Genomic DNA, 16,928 nt, shown 5'->3' with positions numbered 1-16,928 from the left:
TCTATTAAGATTGAAGGCGTTAAACTGTGTGCAATCTTTACAGAACACAGGACACAAACATGGCGACTTCTCATACTAAAGAACTCCCTCGAACACATCAGTTCCCCCTAAGCCGCTACATTGCGGGCTTGGTGTTAACCGGCGTGATTACCGGGTTGGCGCTCAACGTGGGTGATATGCCGTGGTTTATCAATATGGGGTTGGGGGCACTGACGCTGGCCATTTTGTTTGGCATCGTGGTCGGCAATACCTTGTATCCGTGGGTACAACCCGTCTGCTCTGATGGCGTCGTCTTCGCCAAACAGCATTTACTGCGACTGGGTATCATTTTATACGGCTTCCGGCTGACCTTTCAACAAGTGGCGGATGTGGGGGCTACCGGTATGGTTATTGACCTTTTGACCCTCAGTTCAACCTTTGTGCTGGCATGCTGGCTGGGTAAACGGGTATTTGGTCTGGACCAGCAAACCGTGATGTTAATTGGTGCCGGTAGCAGTATTTGTGGCGCCGCAGCTATTATGGCCACCGAGCCGGTGCTAAAAGCTGATGCCAGTAAAGTGGCGGTTGCTGTCGCCACTGTGGTGATTTTCGGCACGCTCGCCATTTTTGTCTACCCATGGCTGTATCAGCTAAACCTGCATTACCAATGGTTGCCGTTTAGTCAGGAAACCTTTGGTATTTTTGCCGGTTCAACGATTCATGAGGTCGCACAGGTGGTTGCCGCCGGACATGCCATCGGTTTTCAGGCTGAAAACGCCGCCGTGATTACTAAAATGATCCGGGTGATGATGCTGGCTCCGTTCCTGTTGTTACTCTCAGCCTATTTGGCGCGTTGCAACCTCAACACCGGTGGTGAAAAACGGGAAAAAAGTGCCATCACTATTCCTTGGTTTGCAGTGATATTTATTCTGATGGCCGGGTTTAACTCACTGAATCTATTACCTGCGGCATGGGTGAATCACCTGATTACACTGGACACCATTTTGCTGGCGATGGCGATGGCCGCTCTCGGACTGACCACCCATGTGGGCTCTATCCGTCAGGCCGGGGTAAAACCGCTATTATTGGCACTGCTGCTGTTTGTCTGGCTGATAGTCGGTGGGACCGGCATCAATTTGCTGGTGCAACATATCGCGGCATAAAACATGTCACTTCAGGGCCGCTCGCGGCCCTTTTCTTTTCCTTGCAGCTTCGCCCATTCAATCATGGCGTTATCAGTGCCATAATGGCCCAGTTATCAAAGGAGAATGGAATGAAATTTGTCGGTGCACATGTCAGCGCAGCAGGTGGTGTAGACCAGGCTGTGATTCGGGCGCACGAACTTGAGGCCACCGCCTTTGCCCTGTTTACCAAGAATCAACGTCAGTGGCGTGCCGCACCGCTGGCAGAAGATGTGATAGAGAAGTTCAAGCAAGCTTGTGAGCTATACGGTTATACCTCCGCTCAAATTCTGCCACATGACAGCTATCTGATTAATCTGGGCCATCCCGTCACTGAAGCGCTGGAGAAATCCCGCGAAGCCTTTATCGACGAGATAGCCCGCTGTCAACAACTGGGGCTGTCATTACTGAATTTCCACCCAGGCAGCCATTTACTGCAAATTGATGAAGATAAGTGTCTGGCACGTATCGCCGAATCTATCAATATGGCGCTCGATGTCAGTGAAGGGGTGACAGCGGTGATTGAAAACACCGCCGGTCAGGGCAGTAATCTGGGGTTTAAGTTTGAGCATCTGGCCGCCATCATTGATGGGGTGGAAGATAAGAGCCGCGTCGGTGTCTGCATTGATACTTGCCATGCTTTTGCTGCCGGTTATGATCTGCGCACGGAAGAAGATTGCGAACATACCTTCAAGCAACTTAGCGATATCGTCGGGTTTCAGTATCTGCGCGGTATGCATCTTAATGATGCGAAAAGTGAATTTAACAGCCGGGTCGATCGACACCACAGTCTCGGTGAGGGCAATATTGGTAAAACCGTGTTCAGCTATATTATGCGTGATCCCCGTTTTGATAATATCCCGCTGATTTTAGAAACGGTCAATCCTGATATTTGGGCTGAAGAGATAGCCTGGCTGAAGTCACAAGCTGAACTCACAAGCTAAAGTCTAGCTGAATGGCGTTTAGCCGAATCACTGTGAGTAAACATAAAAAAACCGGCGCATAAGGCCGGTTTTTTATGAGTGAAGCTTATGATGCCGCGCTTATGCCGCTTTTGCGACCACAACATCAGCGCGTTTCAACATCGCATACAGACCACCTGCCAATACGGTACCGGCAATGATTGCCACCAGATACAGCAGCACCGGATGAATTGCCCCGGGGATCAATAACACGAACAAACCACCGTGTGGGGCCATCAGTTGCGCACCGAATGCCATAGACAATGCACCTGTCAGCGCACCACCGGCGATACAGCACGGCAAGACACGCATCGGGTCACGGGCGGCAAACGGAATTGCCCCTTCAGAGATAAAGCACAGCCCCAGAACCAGCGCAGCCTTGCCCCCTTCCTGCTCACCTTTGTCAAACTTGTGACGTGCCAACAGTGTGGCCAGTCCCATCGCCAGCGGAGGAACCATCCCTGCGGCCATGATAGCGGCCATCGGCGCGTAAACAGAAGAACTCAGGAGTGCCACACCAAACGCGTAGGCGGCTTTGTTCACCGGCCCACCCATATCGGTACACATCATGGCGCCGAGGATAGCCCCCAACAACACGGCATTGGCAGTACCCATGGATTGCAGCCAGTTAGTCAGACCTGCCATGATTTTTGCCACCGGCGTACCGACCACATAAATCATAATCAAACCCACTATCAGACTCGCTACCAGTGGAATAATCAGTATCGGTTTAAGTGCTTCCATACTTTGCGGTAAACGCAGCTTAGTGCTGATGGCTTTCGCCACATAGCCGGCCAGGAAACCTGCGATAATACCGCCGAGGAAACCAGCCCCGGTACTCACTGCCAACATCCCGCCAATCAAACCTGGGGTCAGACCCGGACGATCAGCAATTGAGAATGCAATGAAACCGGCCAGAACAGGTACCATCAGCGCAAAAGCAGAACCGCCACCAATTTGCATCAAGGCGGCAGCCAATGTGCCTTTCACTTCAAAGGCTTTAATACCGAACACAAATGACAGGGCAATACACAAGCCGCCAGCAACCACCATTGGCAACATGTAAGACACACCGGTCAGCAGGTGACGATAAGGACCCCCGGTTTCTGTTTTTTTGGTACCGGTGCTGCTGCCGGTTTTAGGCTGATAGACTTCAGCTTCAACCAGTGCTTTATCCAGTTCTTGTACGGTTTTCTTCAGCGCCAAACCTGTCGTGGTACGGTACATCGGTTTGCCCGCAAACTTATCCAAATCCACTTCAATATCCGCAGCAACAATCACCAGATCAGCCGCAGCCACTTCTTCTGGTGTAATCGCATTACCGGCACCAACCGAGCCACGCGTTTCAACCTTCACCCACCAGCCACGTTTTTTCGCTTCACTTTCAATGGCTTCAGCAGCCATAAAAGTGTGTGCTACACCTGTCGGGCAAGCAGTAATAGCCACAATACGTTTCGGGCCAGCCACCGTGGTGGTCACGGGTGCGACAGCAACCGCAGCCTGGTAAGGTTTAGCCTGCGCAATGGCTTGCGCCAGGAAACTATCAGGATCGCGCACCGCTTTTTCCACATCACCGATATAGAGCTTTTTACCGTTCAGCGCACTGTCAGCCGGGGCTGATTGCCCGGCGACAATCACCAGTTCTGCATCAGTGGCATTCTCAACCCAGCTCAGTCCTGCTTTTGCCGCCGCAGCACCCAACATCAGTGTCGCAAGGTGGCCTCTGGCCTGCCCGAGCGAACTGTCTATTATTAGTAGCGTTTTCATTTCGCCTCCAGGGATTAATTAAAGGGTTTCAGGTCGACTCTTGCCATCATGGCTGCCAACTGCGGGCGATCCGTAATACCAACATTGCTCTGACTCACCGCCAAAGCTGCAACTGCTGTTGCCAGACGCAGCGTGTGCTCGCTGGACTCGCGCATTAACAAACCATAAATCAGGCCACCGACCATGGAGTCACCGGCACCGACGGTACTGACCACTTCACAGGCAGGTGGTTTTGCCAACCAGGCACCCGACGCATTGACCCACAATGCCCCTTCAGCCCCGAGAGAAATCACCACATGAGCAATCCCTTGATCACGCAGAGCATGTGCGGCTTCTACCACATCACCCAATTCAGGCAATGGACGACCCGCCCAGATCTCCAGTTCACGACGATTGGGTTTCACCAACCAAGGTGAGGCTTTCAGGCCTGCGACCAATGCTTCACGACTGCTGTCGAAAATAATGCACGGGCATTGGCTACGCAGGCGTTTCATCCAATCGGTAAAATCATCAGGGTTTACGCCCTCGGGCAAGCTACCACTGACCGCGACCATATCGAATTGCCCCAACCAGCTCAGCGAGTCAGTGACAAAACGATCCCAATCCGGCTTATTGACTTCAAAACCGGAGAAGTTGAAATCGGTCACTTCGCCATCTTTTTCTGTCAGTTTGACGTTAATGCGAGTTCGGCCCGGTACCACCTGAAAGCGGTTAGCAATACCCAGCTCGCTGAATAACAGTTGAAAACCGTCTTGGTTATCTTTACCCAGGAAGCCACCAACCGTGACATCAATCCCTAGGTCTTTCAGCACCTTGGCAACATTAATCCCTTTACCCGCGGCATGCAGGCCGGCAGTTTTCACCAAATTAACTTCACCGCGTTCAATTTCAGGGCAAAAACCCACCAGATCATAAGCCGGGTTCAGCGTGATGGTTGCAACTCTTCTGCTCATGCTGCCCCCTCGCCCAAACCGGCGGCGATAGCTTCACCAATAGCATCCAATGCTGCTTGTGCATCTTCACCACTGGCGGTAAAGCGCAGGCGATTGCCTTTTTTAACCCCTAAAGCCACAACTTTCATCAGACTACGTCCATTAGCGGGTTTACCGGTGCCGTCCAGATTGGTCACGGTGATTTCACTGGTAAACTGTTTGATTGTATTGACTAAAATCGTCCCTGGGCGCGCATGTAACCCGTGTTCATTACGGATAGCAAACTCAGCGCTTAATACTTCATTCTGCTCGACATACTCACTGGTGAGCAAGGCTAGCAAGGCGGCAGCATCAGCGTTCAGCAAAACGTCAGCTTTTTTCGCCAACAGTAAATCACTTAAATAGTTCAATACCGACAGCGGTTGGTCATCGGCCACGGAGAGCGTCAGCAACAGCGCCACTTTTTCGCCATGGTGCTCAAATGCAGCTACCGGGCGGCTTACTGTGGCAGCACTGACCAAATTACCTTCGGTACTGTCGCTCAGCCAGATACCCTGTCCCAAATTGAGTGGCTCACGGGTAATGACATCGCTAACAAAATGAGCATCTACTGCGCCAATTTGTTGCAAGCGACCGGCATTCAGTGCTTGCAGCGTGATCAGATTGTCAGCCGCCACATCGATTGCTATCAGTGACGTGTCAAAATGGAATTCAGCGGTTTTTTGCTCACCCATCAGCAAACTGCGTAACTCTTCAGCCGAGGTGGTTTTCGCCAGACGTGCAGCAACAGCATCATCACTTAATACGTGGGTCAGTTGGCGTAACAATGCCAGATGTTCATCTGAACGCGCGGCGATACCGATAACAATATAGGCGGTTTGATCTTCGCCCCATGCAATACCCTGCGGGAATTGGAAAACTTGCACACCGGTGTTTAGCACCAGGTCGCGAGTATCAGTGGTACCATGTGGAATGGCAATGCCATTACCCAGGTAAGTAGAGGTTTGCTGCTCGCGGGCCAGCATGCCATCGACATAAGCGGCGGCAACACAGCCAGCCTGAGTAAGTGCTGCAGCAACCTGAGTAATAGCAGCGTTTTTGCTGTCTGCCTGTGCAGCCAGATGGATATCTTGCGTAGATAACTGGAACATAAATCTCCTCTCTTGCTGAAATTGAATCGTTTCAGCTTTAATGAGAAAAAGGAGCGTTACCCTTTATCATTTGGTGACGAGATAACGCTGAAACGTTTCAAGTAGTGTGTTTCCGACTGAGAATATATGCAAGTTTTCTGCTTCTATTCTTGATGGATTTTTGACAGCCCGCACATTTTTGTGGTGAATTTAACTCCGTCAGCAGTAAAAAAACCATAATAGCTGATGGTTGCTGACCTTCATTTAACAGGAGTCCGTACAATGTCCGTTGCAGTCGGTGTGGGTGTCATTATCGTCAATCAACAAGGTGAGGTGTTACTGGGTAAACGTTGCGGTCAGCACGCCCCTTATTGGTCGATTCCCGGTGGCCACATGGAGGCCGGAGAGTCTTTTGAACAAGCCGCAAAACGTGAAGTAGCCGAAGAAACAGGCTTAAATATCAAAGAGATGAATGTTATCGCATTATGCAATAACATCGCCACCTGGCGCGCAGAAGGTAAACATACCGTTTCCGTTTGCTTATTGGCGCAACACGCCGGTGGACAGCCAGAGCTGAAAGAACCTGACAAGTGTCAGCAATGGCTATGGTGTAATCCGCGGGAATTACCCGAACCTCATTTTGAAGCCAGTCGTCATGCCATCGATTTATGGTTAAATAAGCAGTTCTATTATCCCTTCGACTAAAAAATACCATTATATAACAAGGTATATAACCCTTTAATTTAGAGAGTTATTTGTGGTATAGCGCTAAAACTGACTCATACCTCGCATTTATATTCAGCAAATCTGAACTAATATTGCTAAATACCCCTAACGAGTTAGTCATCAGCACCAAATCCCCCTACAATAGACCCACTTATTTTATGGGAAATACTTATCGCTAGTGGATAAGGGTCTGTTGGCAGATTATCTGGCCTTTTGAGTATCGAGGCATTAGATAACTTCGTTTTACCAATAACTATTAGATATATTAAGTGGGGCAATTTATGAGCAAGAAACAAACTGGCTTCGTGAAGCGACGCCGGTGGGGATGGTTATGGCTCCTGCTGATCGGCATCATTATTGGTGCTGCACTATTAGCAGGTACCGCCACCGTCTTTCATAAAACCAGTGATACCGCGTTCTGCGTGTCCTGTCACACCATGCAACAGCCACTGGCTGAATATCAAGGCAGTGTCCACTTCCAAAACACCAAAGGCATCCGTGCTGAATGTGCTGACTGCCATGTGCCACACGAACCACTTGATTATCTGTGGACCAAAATCCGCGCGGTCAAAGATATCTACGGTGAAATGGTTGGCACTATTAATACACCTGAGAAATATGAAGCCCATAAGCTCGCCATGGCGCAGTCGGTATGGAAAACGCTAAAAGAGAATGACTCGGCCACTTGCCGCTCATGTCACAGCTTTGATGCGATGGACATCACCGGACAAAGTGCTGAAGCGCGTATTCAGCATCCGGTGGCTATTAAGCAAGGTGAAACCTGTATCGATTGCCATAAAGGCGTGGCCCATATCCTGCCGGATATGAGTGAGGTGACCCAGGCTGGCGCGGCAGAGTTGGCAACGGCGGCGGCACAAACACCCGCAACGGCGACCACCTTATATACCATCGCCACCGAGCCTTTCTTTATGAATGCTGGTGACAGCCATAACGCCGGTAACCTGATGCCCTCAACACAAGTTGAAGTGGTAAAACAGCAAGGTGATCAGGTGTTGGTTGATGTTAAAGGCTGGCAGCAAGATGGGGTGGCCGAAGTGTTCTATGCCGCACAAGGGAAACGTATTCTGAGTGTATTACTGGGCGAGGACGCACAAAAAGCGCTGAAAACATTGAACACGCAGACCGATGCAGAAACCAATCTGGTTTGGCATCAAGTTGCACTACAGGTGTGGTTACCTAAGAAACAACTCGTTGATGATCAACAGAAAATTTGGCGCTATGCCGCTGATATGATGTCGGCCAACTGTACCGGCTGCCACGGTTTAACCGCACTGGATCGCTTCAACGCTAACCAATGGATTGGGGTAATCAAAGGCATGGCACCACGCACCTCCCTGACTCAGGAACAGTTGCGTGTGATGACACAGTATGTACAAAAACATGCCAGTGATATGCCGGCCAAGCTGTAAATAAGAGGCGAAAATGACTAAATACGAACAACAACCGTTAGAAATGAGCCGCCGTCGCTTCTTACTCGGAACCAGCGCACTGGCTGTATTGCCTATCGTTGGTGGCCTGTGGCCCAAATCTGCATTAGCCCAAGCCATCAGTCAGGCATTACCTCAGTTTCTGGCACTGCGTCAGGCGCAAAAAGGTATTCTGACCGGCGCTCATTGGGGCGCATTTGAAGCTATCGTCGAGAATGGCCGGATGATCGGTGTGCAACCTGTCAAAGATGATCCATGGCCGAATGACCTGATCACTATGGCACCCTATCAGGTGCATGCGGATAACCGCATCAAATACCCGATGGTGCGTAAAAGTTGGTTGGAAGGTGGCCCCGGTAGCCATACCGAACTGCGTGGCCGGGATGAGTGGGTACGTGTCAGTTGGGATAAAGCCACTGAACTGGTATGCGGCGAAATTGTGCGGGTGCAGAAAGACCACGGCCCGCAAGCGCTGTACGCCGGATCTTATGGCTGGAAAAGTGTGGGGATGCTACATAACAGCCGCACGCTACTACAACGCTTAATGAACCTGAGTGGGGGTTTTTTGGGCTATGCCGGTGACTATTCAACTGGTGCGGCACAGGTGATTATGACCCACGTCATGGGGTCAATGGAGGTCTACGAACAGCAGACGGCCTGGCCAAACGTGGTAGATAACAGCGAACTGGTGATCCTCTGGGGCTGTAACCCGATGATCACCTTGAAAAACAGTTGGAATATCCCCGATCATGTGGGTCAAACTGGTTTTGAAGCGCTGAAGAAGAAAGGTACCAAAGTTATCAGTATTGATCCGGTGCATAACGACAGTGCTAAATTCACCAATGCACAATGGATTGCGCCACGGCCATATACCGACAGCGCCATGTTGATCGGTATCGCCCATACGCTATTAACAGAAAAACTGCATAATCCTGACTTTATAAAAACCTACACCATTGGTTTTGATAAATTCCAGGCCTATCTGCTCGGTGAAACTGACGGTCAGCCGAAAAACGCAGAATGGGCGGCGGATATCAGTGGTGTGGATGCCGATGTGTTGCGCCAACTGGCGCGAGATATGGCTAAACAGCGCACCATGATTATGGGCGGTTGGGGGATTCAACGTCAGCATCACGGTGAGCAGCAGCACTGGTTACTGGTCACCGTCGCGGCAATGCTGGGCCAAATTGGCCTGCCGGGTGGCGGCTTTGGCTTCAGCTATCACTACTCCTCTGGCGGTAGCCCAACGGCCAAGGGCGGCATTTTACCGGGGATTTCTGCCGGGAGTGCACCGAAGAACTCACCATCGCCGATTCCAGTGGCGCGGATTGCCGAATGTCTGGCCAATCCGGGGAAAGTCATTGATTTCAATGGCACCAAAGTCACCTATCCAGATGTGAAAATGGTCTACGTTGCCGGTGGCAATACTTTCCACCAGCATCAGGATACCAACAATCTGGTGAAAGCCTGGCAGCACCCTGAAACCATTGTGGTTAACGAACCCTATTGGACCGCCACCGCTAAACACGCCGATATCGTATTACCGGCGACCACCAGCTATGAGCGTAACGATCTGGAGATGGGCGGCGATTACTCGCAACTTTATGTCTTCCCGATGCACCAATGCGTGCCGCCACAGCATGAAGCGCGTAATGATTTTGATATCTTCGCGGCGATGGCCACCAAGCTGGGAGTGATTGATGCCTTTACCGAGGGCAAAGATGAGACTCAGTGGCTGAAAGCGATGTACGACGATATGAAGTCTCAGGCCCGTACCGCACGGGTCGCTCTGCCGCCATTCGATATGTTCTGGCAATCGAACAACTACATTCGCTTCCCTACCCCCGAAGCGAACCAGCAGTGGGTGCGCTTTGCTGATTATCGTGACAATCCATTGCTCAACCCGCTGGGTACCCCGTCTGGCAAGATTGAGATCTACTCCGATACTATCGCTAAAATGGAATACGCCGATTGTCAGGGGATCCCGACCTGGATGCCACCTCATGAATGGTATCGCGGGGTGGAAGCGAAGAAATATCCACTGTCGCTAAACACCGCACACCCAATCAACCGGCTGCATTCACAGTTAGATAACACACCACTGCGTGAAAAATACGCCGTGGCCGATCGGGAAGCGATACTGATAAGCCCACAGGATGCCAAAGGGCGTAACATTGTTAATGGCGATTTAGTCCGTGCGTTCAATGACCGTGGGCAGATATTGGTAGGTGCTGTGGTATCTGAAGATGTACGTCCAGGGGTGGTGCGCATCAGCGAAGGGGCATGGTTTGACCCGGCGGATCCAGCGGTACCGGGTTCTCTTTGTAAGAACGGCAATATCAACTGCCTGACTTTCGATATTGGTTCTTCCAGTCTGGCGCAGGGTAACTGTGGGCAAATGGCGCAGCTTGAGATTGAGAAGTATACCGGGCCGGTGCTGAAAAACACCGCGCATGCAGTTCCTGCTGGGGCTTAGCCACCAGAAGAACCAAGGGTTAAGCGTACCAACAGGCACACCGGCGTTTCGCGCCGTTTACGGCCCGAACAGCACGCTTTCCCTTAAATTACTGACAAAGTCCCGGCCTCTTGGCTGGGACTTTACTTTATAGCGGTAGGCTAAAAGGTGGCCAAGAGACGGTTTTTATTCCCCAACAAGGAGCACTTCAATCCCACCTTTTCGTAATCCATTCAAACTTTCCTCTGGAATACCTTTATCGGTGATAACCATATGTATGCGCTGGGTATCAATTATTTTATGCAGGCTGGAGCGGTTAAATTTACTGGAATCAGTGACCACAATGATGCGTTCCGCGACTTCACACATTCGGCGATTTAGGCGAGCTTCGTCTTCATTATGCGTGCTCACACCGCGCTCAAGACTGATGGCGTCTACACCAAGAAAAAGTATATCGAAATGATAATTTTGCAAGGACTGGTCAGCCTGATCCCCATAGAAGGAAAGGGACTGACGGCGTAAGTGCCCTCCTGTCATCAGCAATTCCACCCCCTCAGCCTCAAGCAGCGCGTTCGCCACATTCATGCCGTTTGTCATAGCAATGACCTCCTTATGATTACGCATATGACGCGCTATTTCATTAGTGGTCGTGCCCGAGTCCAGAATCACGCGGTGCCCAGGTTTAATCAGATTTGCAGCAACGCGAGCAATATCGCGCTTTAAAGAAATATTAAGGGAGCTTTTATCTTCTACCGTGGGTTCAACGCCAGGTGTGCCAGCATCACACACCAGCGCACCGCCGTATGCACGTACAGCAATCCCCTGCTTTTCCAGAAAGGCCAAATCGTTGCGGATAGTCACCGTAGAAACACCAAAGAATGACGATAAATCATTAACCTGAACACTTCCTTGCTGACGAAGCCGCTGAATTATCTGCTCACGCCTTTCACTGGTGCCCGTTATACGCTTGTCCATTACTGAATCGGTATTGTTCATATCAGATCCTTCCCAAAAGCCTTTCGTTTCATTTCACTTCATCTATTAACACCTTTCTTTTGCCGGAAAGCAAGTCTTTACATTAGGCCAAACCGTGCTATCACCCGATAAAAAAACCTTTCATTATGTTTCTTTTGCGAAACAGATCTCATTTCCGTTATCTTTCGTTTTGTTTTTATAAACCCATAAAGCAGTATCAATGAAACAAACCGAAAGACACAAGTAATCAAAAACCCATACGGAGAGGAAAGTGAAATATTTAACCGAGTTTGTGGCCGACCATAAGCACGATAAGCGATGTGGCATTTTTGCCGTCTGTTCTGCTCACCCATTGGTTCTGGAAGCAGCAATGCGCCACGCCCGGGACGCGCAATCCATCTTATTAATAGAAGCCACCTCCAATCAGGTGGATCAGTATGGCGGCTATACCGGTATGACCCCAGATGACTTCCGTGGTTTTGTTGAGCAACTGGCGGATAAACATCACTTCCCTCGCAATCAGTTGGTGTTAGGGGGCGATCATCTGGGGCCAAATCGCTGGCAAAACGCCCCAGCCGCAGAGGCTATGTCTCATGCAGAAGAACTTATTCGCCATTATGTCGCGGCTGGCTTTAAGAAAATTCACCTTGATTGCAGTATGTCTTGTGCAGATGACCCAGTGCCATTAACAGATGAAATCGTCGCCGGGAGAGCAGCAAGGCTTGCCTTAATTGCAGAACAGACCCGCAAGGAAAAACAAGGTTCGTCTGATCTGGTTTATGTTATTGGAACGGAAGTCCCTGTTCCAGGAGGAGCACATGAAACGCTGTCAACGCTGGTGGTCACCTCTCCCCAAGCGGCAAAAGCAACGCTCGAGGCTCATCGTCATGCTTTTGAACAACAAGGTTTGCACCACCTGTGGCCACGCATTATCGGGCTAGTCGTCCAACCCGGTGTAGAATTCGATCATACTCATGTTATTGATTATCAACCTGAGAAATCTCTTGCTCTGAGCCAGACTATCGAAGAGTTTGACACGATGGTCTTTGAAGCTCACTCCACCGATTACCAAACTCCGCTCGCCCTACAACAGCTAGTTCAGCACCACTTTGCCATTTTGAAAGTGGGTCCGGCACTCACTTTCGCGTTACGTGAAGCGCTATTTTCACTGGCCGCTATCGAGCAGGAACTCCGCCCCGCATACCAATGTTCGGGGCTACGAGATGTGCTGGAAAGCGTCATGCAGGAACACCCGGAGCACTGGAAACAGCATTATCACGGTAATAACGATGAACGTCGTCTGGCGCGCGGCTACAGCTATTCTGACCGCGTTCGTTACTACTGGCCCGATCACCACATTGACCAGGCTTATGCTCGGTTAGTAAATAATTTAACGGACAAACCACTGCCCTTGCCGTTGATCAGCCAGTATCTGCCACTTCAATACGTTAAGGTCCGTGAAGGCCGGCTCGCGGCAACACCGCACGAACTGATTATTGACCATATTCAGGATGTATTGCGCCAGTACCATGCAGCCTGCATGGGAACATCGTCATCCCATTAACACAATGATAATAAGGAATAAAACATGCCAAACATTGTATTAAGTCGTATTGATGAGCGCCTGATTCACGGCCAGGTTGGTGTTCAATGGGTTGGTTTTGCCGGAGCAAATCTGGTGTTGGTTGCCAATGATGAAGTTGCCGAAGATCAGGTTCAACAAAACCTGATGGAAATGGTTTTGGCAGAAGGGATTGCCGTGCGCTTCTGGCCACTGCAAAAAGTGATCGACAATATTCATCGTGCAACCGATCGGCAGAAAATTTTACTGGTCTGCAAAAGTCCCGAAGACTTTCTAACGCTGGTCAACGGTGACGTACCCGTGGCCCGAATCAATGTCGGCAACATGCATTATGCCGAAGGTAAACAACAAATAGCGAAAACCGTCTCTGTCGATGATCAGGATATTGCCGCTTTCTATGGCCTGAGAAAAGCAGGGGTGGAATGTTTTATTCAGGGCGTGCCGACCGAGCCCGCTCAGGATCTCTACAAACTCCTCTGAGGTATTTTCTATGGAAATTAGCTTATTACAGGCATCCGCGTTGGGGATTCTGGCCTTTATTGCTGGCTTGGATATGTTCAACGGCCTGACACATATGCACCGCCCGGTGGTCCTTGGGCCGTTGGTTGGCCTGATCCTTGGCGACCTTCATATGGGGATACTCACCGGTGGTACTCTGGAACTGGTCTGGATGGGGCTTGCTCCACTGGCCGGTGCCCAACCGCCGAATGTGATTATCGGGACTATTGTCGGCACGGCCTTTGCTATTACTGCCGGTGTAAAACCGGAGGTCGCGGTTGGGGTTGCCGTGCCGTTCGCCGTGGCGGTGCAAATGGGCATCACCTTCTTGTTCTCTATCATGTCTGGTGTGATGGCGCGCTGCGACCGGATGGCGGCAAATGCGGATACCGACGGCATTGAACGCGTTAATTATCTGGCCTTGCTGGCTCTGGGTACGTTCTATTTTCTGTGCGCATTCTTGCCCATCTATTTTGGTGCTGAGCATGCGAAGACGGTCATTGATGTCTTGCCAGCCCGCCTGATAGACGGCCTTGGTGTAGCTGGTGGCATCATGCCTGCAATCGGCTTTGCCGTATTGCTGAAAATAATGATGAAAAACGTTTATATCCCCTACTTCATTCTTGGCTTTGTTGCTGCGGCCTGGCTGAAACTGCCGGTACTGGCGATTGCCGCCGCAGCCTTGGCAATGGCGTTAATCGATTTCATGCGTAAAGACTCAACTCCGCAGCAGACTTCCAGCACTCAGAAAGAGGAATTCGAAGATGGCATCTAATACTCAGGTTCTGCCAAGCGCTAACGTCACTGAAAAGCCGGTCATTGATAGCAACGACAATATCTATGAAGACCAAAGTATCGGTGCGGAGCTGACAAAGAAAGATATCAACCGCGTGGCATGGCGTTCCATGCTGCTGCAAGCCTCATTTAACTATGAGCGTATGCAAGCTTCCGGCTGGCTGTATGGCATATTGCCCGCGCTGAAAAAGATCCACACCAATAAAAATGATCTGGCGCGGGCGATGAAAGGCCATATGGGGTTCTTCAACACCCATCCTTTCTTGGTGACGTTTGTCATCGGCATCATACTGGCGATGGAACGTTCAAAACAGGATGTGAACAGTATTCAAAGTACGAAAATCGCCGTTGGTGCGCCACTGGGAGGAATTGGTGATGCGATGTTCTGGCTGACCTTGCTCCCCATCTGTGGCGGTATTGGAGCCAGTTTGGCCCTGCAAGGTTCGATCCTCGGCGCAATCGTATTTCTCGTGATGTTTAATGTCGTCCATCTTGGGCTTCGTTTCGGGCTTGCTCACTATGCCTATCGCATGGGGGTCGCGGCTATCCCGCTTATCAAAGCCAATACACTTAAAGTGGGGCGAGCGGCTTCTATCGTTGGGATGACGGTGATCGGTGCACTTGTCGCCACCTACGTTCGCTTGTCCACCACGCTTGAAATCACCGCAGGCGATGCTGTGGTTAAGCTGCAAACTGATGTTATCGACAAACTGATGCCAGCCTTCCTCCCACTGGTATACACCCTCACGATGTACTGGTTAGTGCGCCGTGGCTGGAGTCCTCTGCGACTCATCGGGCTGACCGTGGTATTAGGCGTTGTTGGAAAATTTGGCCACTTTTTGTAAGCAAGAGGAAACTCCATGTTAAGCATTATTCTTAGCGGTCACGGTGGGTTTGCCACCGGACTGGAAAAAGCGATGAAACAAATACTTGGCGAACAACAGCAAGTGATAGCCATCGATTTTCCTGAAAGCTCCTCCACCGCGCTGCTTACCGCTCAGTTTGAAGAGGCGTTAGCTAATCTGGATGAAAAAGAAGGGCTGATTTTTTTGACGGATTTGCTCGGAGGTACCCCCTTCCGCGTGGCCTCGACGCTGGCAATGCAAAAAGCAGAACGTGAAGTGATCACCGGAGTAAATCTACAGCTTTTGCTGGAGATGGTGCTGGAGCGCGATGGACTCAGTAGTAAAGAGTTCCGCCTTCAGGCGCTCGAGTGTGGTCACCGAGGGTTGACCAGTCTGGTGGACGAAATGGGCCGTTATCGCGAAGCCGCCCCTGTCGAGGAAGGTATATGACAGCACTGTTGCGAGCCAGACGGGTGCTGACCGAGCATGGCTGGCTCGACGACCATCAGTTACGCATAGATGGCAACACCATCGTTGCCATCGAGCCAATCCCCGCAGGGGTTACGCTGCGCGACTTTGAACTACTGTGCCCAGCCTATATCGATATTCATGTCCACGGCGGTGATGGTGTCGATGTCATGGATGACTCGCCAGAGATACTGGATCAGTTGGCATTGTATAAAGCACGCGAAGGGGTGGGTGGCTGGTTGCCGACCACCGTCACCGCTCCCCTTGGGGAAATAGAGTGTGCACTGCAGCGTATTGCGCAGCGCTACCATCAAGGTGGACAAGGTGCGACGGTGTTGGGTAGCTATCTTGAAGGCCCTTACTTCACCCCGCAGAACAAAGGGGCACATCCACCGGAGCTGTTCCGTGAGCTGGATATTACTGAGCTAAACAGGTTGATTGACGTGTCACAACACACATTACGTGTTGTGGCATTGGCACCTGAGAAATCGGGTGCGTTGGCGGCGATTAAGTATCTAAAAAGCCAGGGGATAAAGGTCATGCTCGGCCACAGCGCGGCGAACTATGAAGAAACTATTCGTGCGTTTGATGTGGGAGCCGATGGACTGGTGCATTGCTTTAACGGTATGACAGGTCTTCATCACCGTAATCCCGGCATGGTTGGCGCAGGGCTCACCGATAAGCGAGCATGGCTTGAGTTGATAGCAGATGGTCACCATGTTCACCCCGCAGTAATGAGCCTTTGCTGTACCTGCGCCAAGCCTCGAGTATTGCTGATAACCGATGCGATGAGCGCGGCTGGAATGCCTGATGGCGACTATACGATTTGCGGTCATCCAGTAACAATGCAACAGGGTATTGTCCGTACTGCCTCTGGAGGGCTGGCCGGAAGTACACTTTCGTTGGATGCAGCGGTGCGAAATCTGGTCAATAACGTGGGTGTCCCTGCTGCGGATGCGATTCATATGGCCTCGCTGCACCCTGCCAAAATGTTGGGACTTGACCACACATATGGTTCTTTGTCGGCAGGCAAACGAGCCAACATTATCGCGCTTGATTCGCGGCTCATGCTACAAACCATTTGGATTGATGGACAACGAATCGCCCTGTAGACCTTTCATTATATATCACTTTGGTTTGTGGCCAATTCCGCCACAAACCTTTCTTTTCCTTTCTTTATGCTCT

General features: G+C 50.8%; 15 protein-coding genes. 11 read left to right on the top strand and 4 right to left on the bottom strand.

Features of this window, described 5'->3' with window-relative positions:
* The first annotated feature begins 59 nt into the window (after positions 1 to 59).
* Positions 60 to 1,142 carry a YeiH family protein gene (locus V1952_RS12950; RefSeq protein ID WP_372559377.1) on the top strand — a complete coding sequence of 361 codons (1,083 nt, stop codon included), beginning with the start codon at positions 60 to 62 and terminating at the stop codon, positions 1,140 to 1,142.
* 110 nt (positions 1,143 to 1,252) lie between these two features.
* On the top strand, positions 1,253 to 2,104 hold the full coding sequence (gene nfo, locus V1952_RS12945; protein WP_372559378.1) for a deoxyribonuclease IV: 852 nt from the start codon (positions 1,253 to 1,255) through the stop codon (positions 2,102 to 2,104).
* 99 nt (positions 2,105 to 2,203) lie between these two features.
* Here the strand turns inward: nfo and fruA are convergent, their stop codons facing one another.
* Genes fruA through fruB form a run of 3 tightly spaced genes read right to left on the bottom strand, consistent with a single transcriptional unit; the run spans position 2,204 to position 5,972 of the window.
* Positions 2,204 to 3,889: a PTS fructose transporter subunit IIBC gene (gene fruA, locus V1952_RS12940; RefSeq protein ID WP_420074865.1), complete on the bottom strand. Its 1,686-nt coding sequence runs from the start codon at positions 3,887 to 3,889 to the stop codon at positions 2,204 to 2,206.
* Between the two features lie 14 nt (positions 3,890 to 3,903).
* Positions 3,904 to 4,842, bottom strand: a complete 939-nt coding sequence (gene fruK / locus V1952_RS12935) for a 1-phosphofructokinase (protein ID WP_083158377.1) — start codon at positions 4,840 to 4,842, stop codon at positions 3,904 to 3,906.
* The gene (gene fruB / locus V1952_RS12930) at positions 4,839 to 5,972 is read right to left on the bottom strand and encodes a fused PTS fructose transporter subunit IIA/HPr protein (RefSeq protein ID WP_372559380.1); all 1,134 of its coding nucleotides are present in this window, start codon (positions 5,970 to 5,972) and stop codon (positions 4,839 to 4,841) included. The genes fruK and fruB overlap by 4 nt, the downstream gene beginning before the upstream one ends.
* Positions 5,973 to 6,233: 261 nt before the next feature.
* On the opposite strand from fruB, the gene V1952_RS12925 reads away from it, so the two are divergent.
* From V1952_RS12925 to torA, 3 genes are all read left to right on the top strand, one after another.
* A complete protein-coding gene (locus V1952_RS12925; protein ID WP_372559381.1) occupies positions 6,234 to 6,656 on the top strand; it encodes a nucleotide triphosphate diphosphatase NUDT15 in 423 nt (140 codons plus the stop codon).
* Positions 6,657 to 6,958: 302 nt separating this feature from the next.
* On the top strand, positions 6,959 to 8,107 hold the full coding sequence (locus V1952_RS12920) for a NapC/NirT family cytochrome c (RefSeq protein WP_083158374.1): 1,149 nt from the start codon (positions 6,959 to 6,961) through the stop codon (positions 8,105 to 8,107).
* Between the two features lie 13 nt (positions 8,108 to 8,120).
* On the top strand, positions 8,121 to 10,601 hold the full coding sequence (gene torA / locus V1952_RS12915; RefSeq protein WP_420074864.1) for a trimethylamine-N-oxide reductase TorA: 2,481 nt from the start codon (positions 8,121 to 8,123) through the stop codon (positions 10,599 to 10,601).
* 165 nt (positions 10,602 to 10,766) lie between these two features.
* Here torA and V1952_RS12910 read toward each other — a convergent pair whose 3' ends face one another.
* A complete protein-coding gene (locus V1952_RS12910) occupies positions 10,767 to 11,576 on the bottom strand; it encodes a DeoR family transcriptional regulator (protein WP_420074863.1) in 810 nt (269 codons plus the stop codon).
* 250 nt (positions 11,577 to 11,826) lie between these two features.
* Between V1952_RS12910 and kbaZ the strand changes: the two genes are divergently transcribed.
* Genes kbaZ through nagA form a run of 6 tightly spaced genes read left to right on the top strand, consistent with a single transcriptional unit; the run spans position 11,827 to position 16,855 of the window.
* Entirely contained in the window at positions 11,827 to 13,119 is a 1,293-nt protein-coding gene (kbaZ, locus tag V1952_RS12905; protein WP_420074862.1) for a tagatose-bisphosphate aldolase subunit KbaZ, read from the top strand.
* Positions 13,120 to 13,143: 24 nt separating this feature from the next.
* A complete protein-coding gene (gene agaV, locus V1952_RS12900) occupies positions 13,144 to 13,617 on the top strand; it encodes a PTS N-acetylgalactosamine transporter subunit IIB (protein WP_083158371.1) in 474 nt (157 codons plus the stop codon).
* 10 nt (positions 13,618 to 13,627) lie between these two features.
* Entirely contained in the window at positions 13,628 to 14,410 is a 783-nt protein-coding gene (agaW, locus tag V1952_RS12895) for a PTS N-acetylgalactosamine transporter subunit IIC (protein ID WP_005193049.1), read from the top strand.
* Positions 14,400 to 15,275: a PTS N-acetylgalactosamine transporter subunit IID gene (gene agaE, locus V1952_RS12890; RefSeq protein ID WP_083158369.1), complete on the top strand. Its 876-nt coding sequence runs from the start codon at positions 14,400 to 14,402 to the stop codon at positions 15,273 to 15,275. The genes agaW and agaE overlap by 11 nt, the downstream gene beginning before the upstream one ends.
* A gap of 15 nt (positions 15,276 to 15,290) precedes the next feature.
* Positions 15,291 to 15,725: a PTS galactosamine/N-acetylgalactosamine transporter subunit IIA gene (gene agaF / locus V1952_RS12885; RefSeq protein WP_005193054.1), complete on the top strand. Its 435-nt coding sequence runs from the start codon at positions 15,291 to 15,293 to the stop codon at positions 15,723 to 15,725.
* Entirely contained in the window at positions 15,722 to 16,855 is a 1,134-nt protein-coding gene (nagA, locus tag V1952_RS12880; RefSeq protein WP_420074861.1) for an N-acetylglucosamine-6-phosphate deacetylase, read from the top strand. Before agaF ends, nagA begins: the two co-directional genes overlap by 4 nt.
* Positions 16,856 to 16,928: the final 73 nt, after the last annotated feature.

The organism is Yersinia sp. 2542 StPb PI, from assembly GCF_048593855.1.
GTDB classification, from domain to species: domain Bacteria; phylum Pseudomonadota; class Gammaproteobacteria; order Enterobacterales; family Enterobacteriaceae; genus Yersinia; species Yersinia enterocolitica_E.
This window is presented reverse-complemented; position numbering and strand designations above follow the sequence as displayed.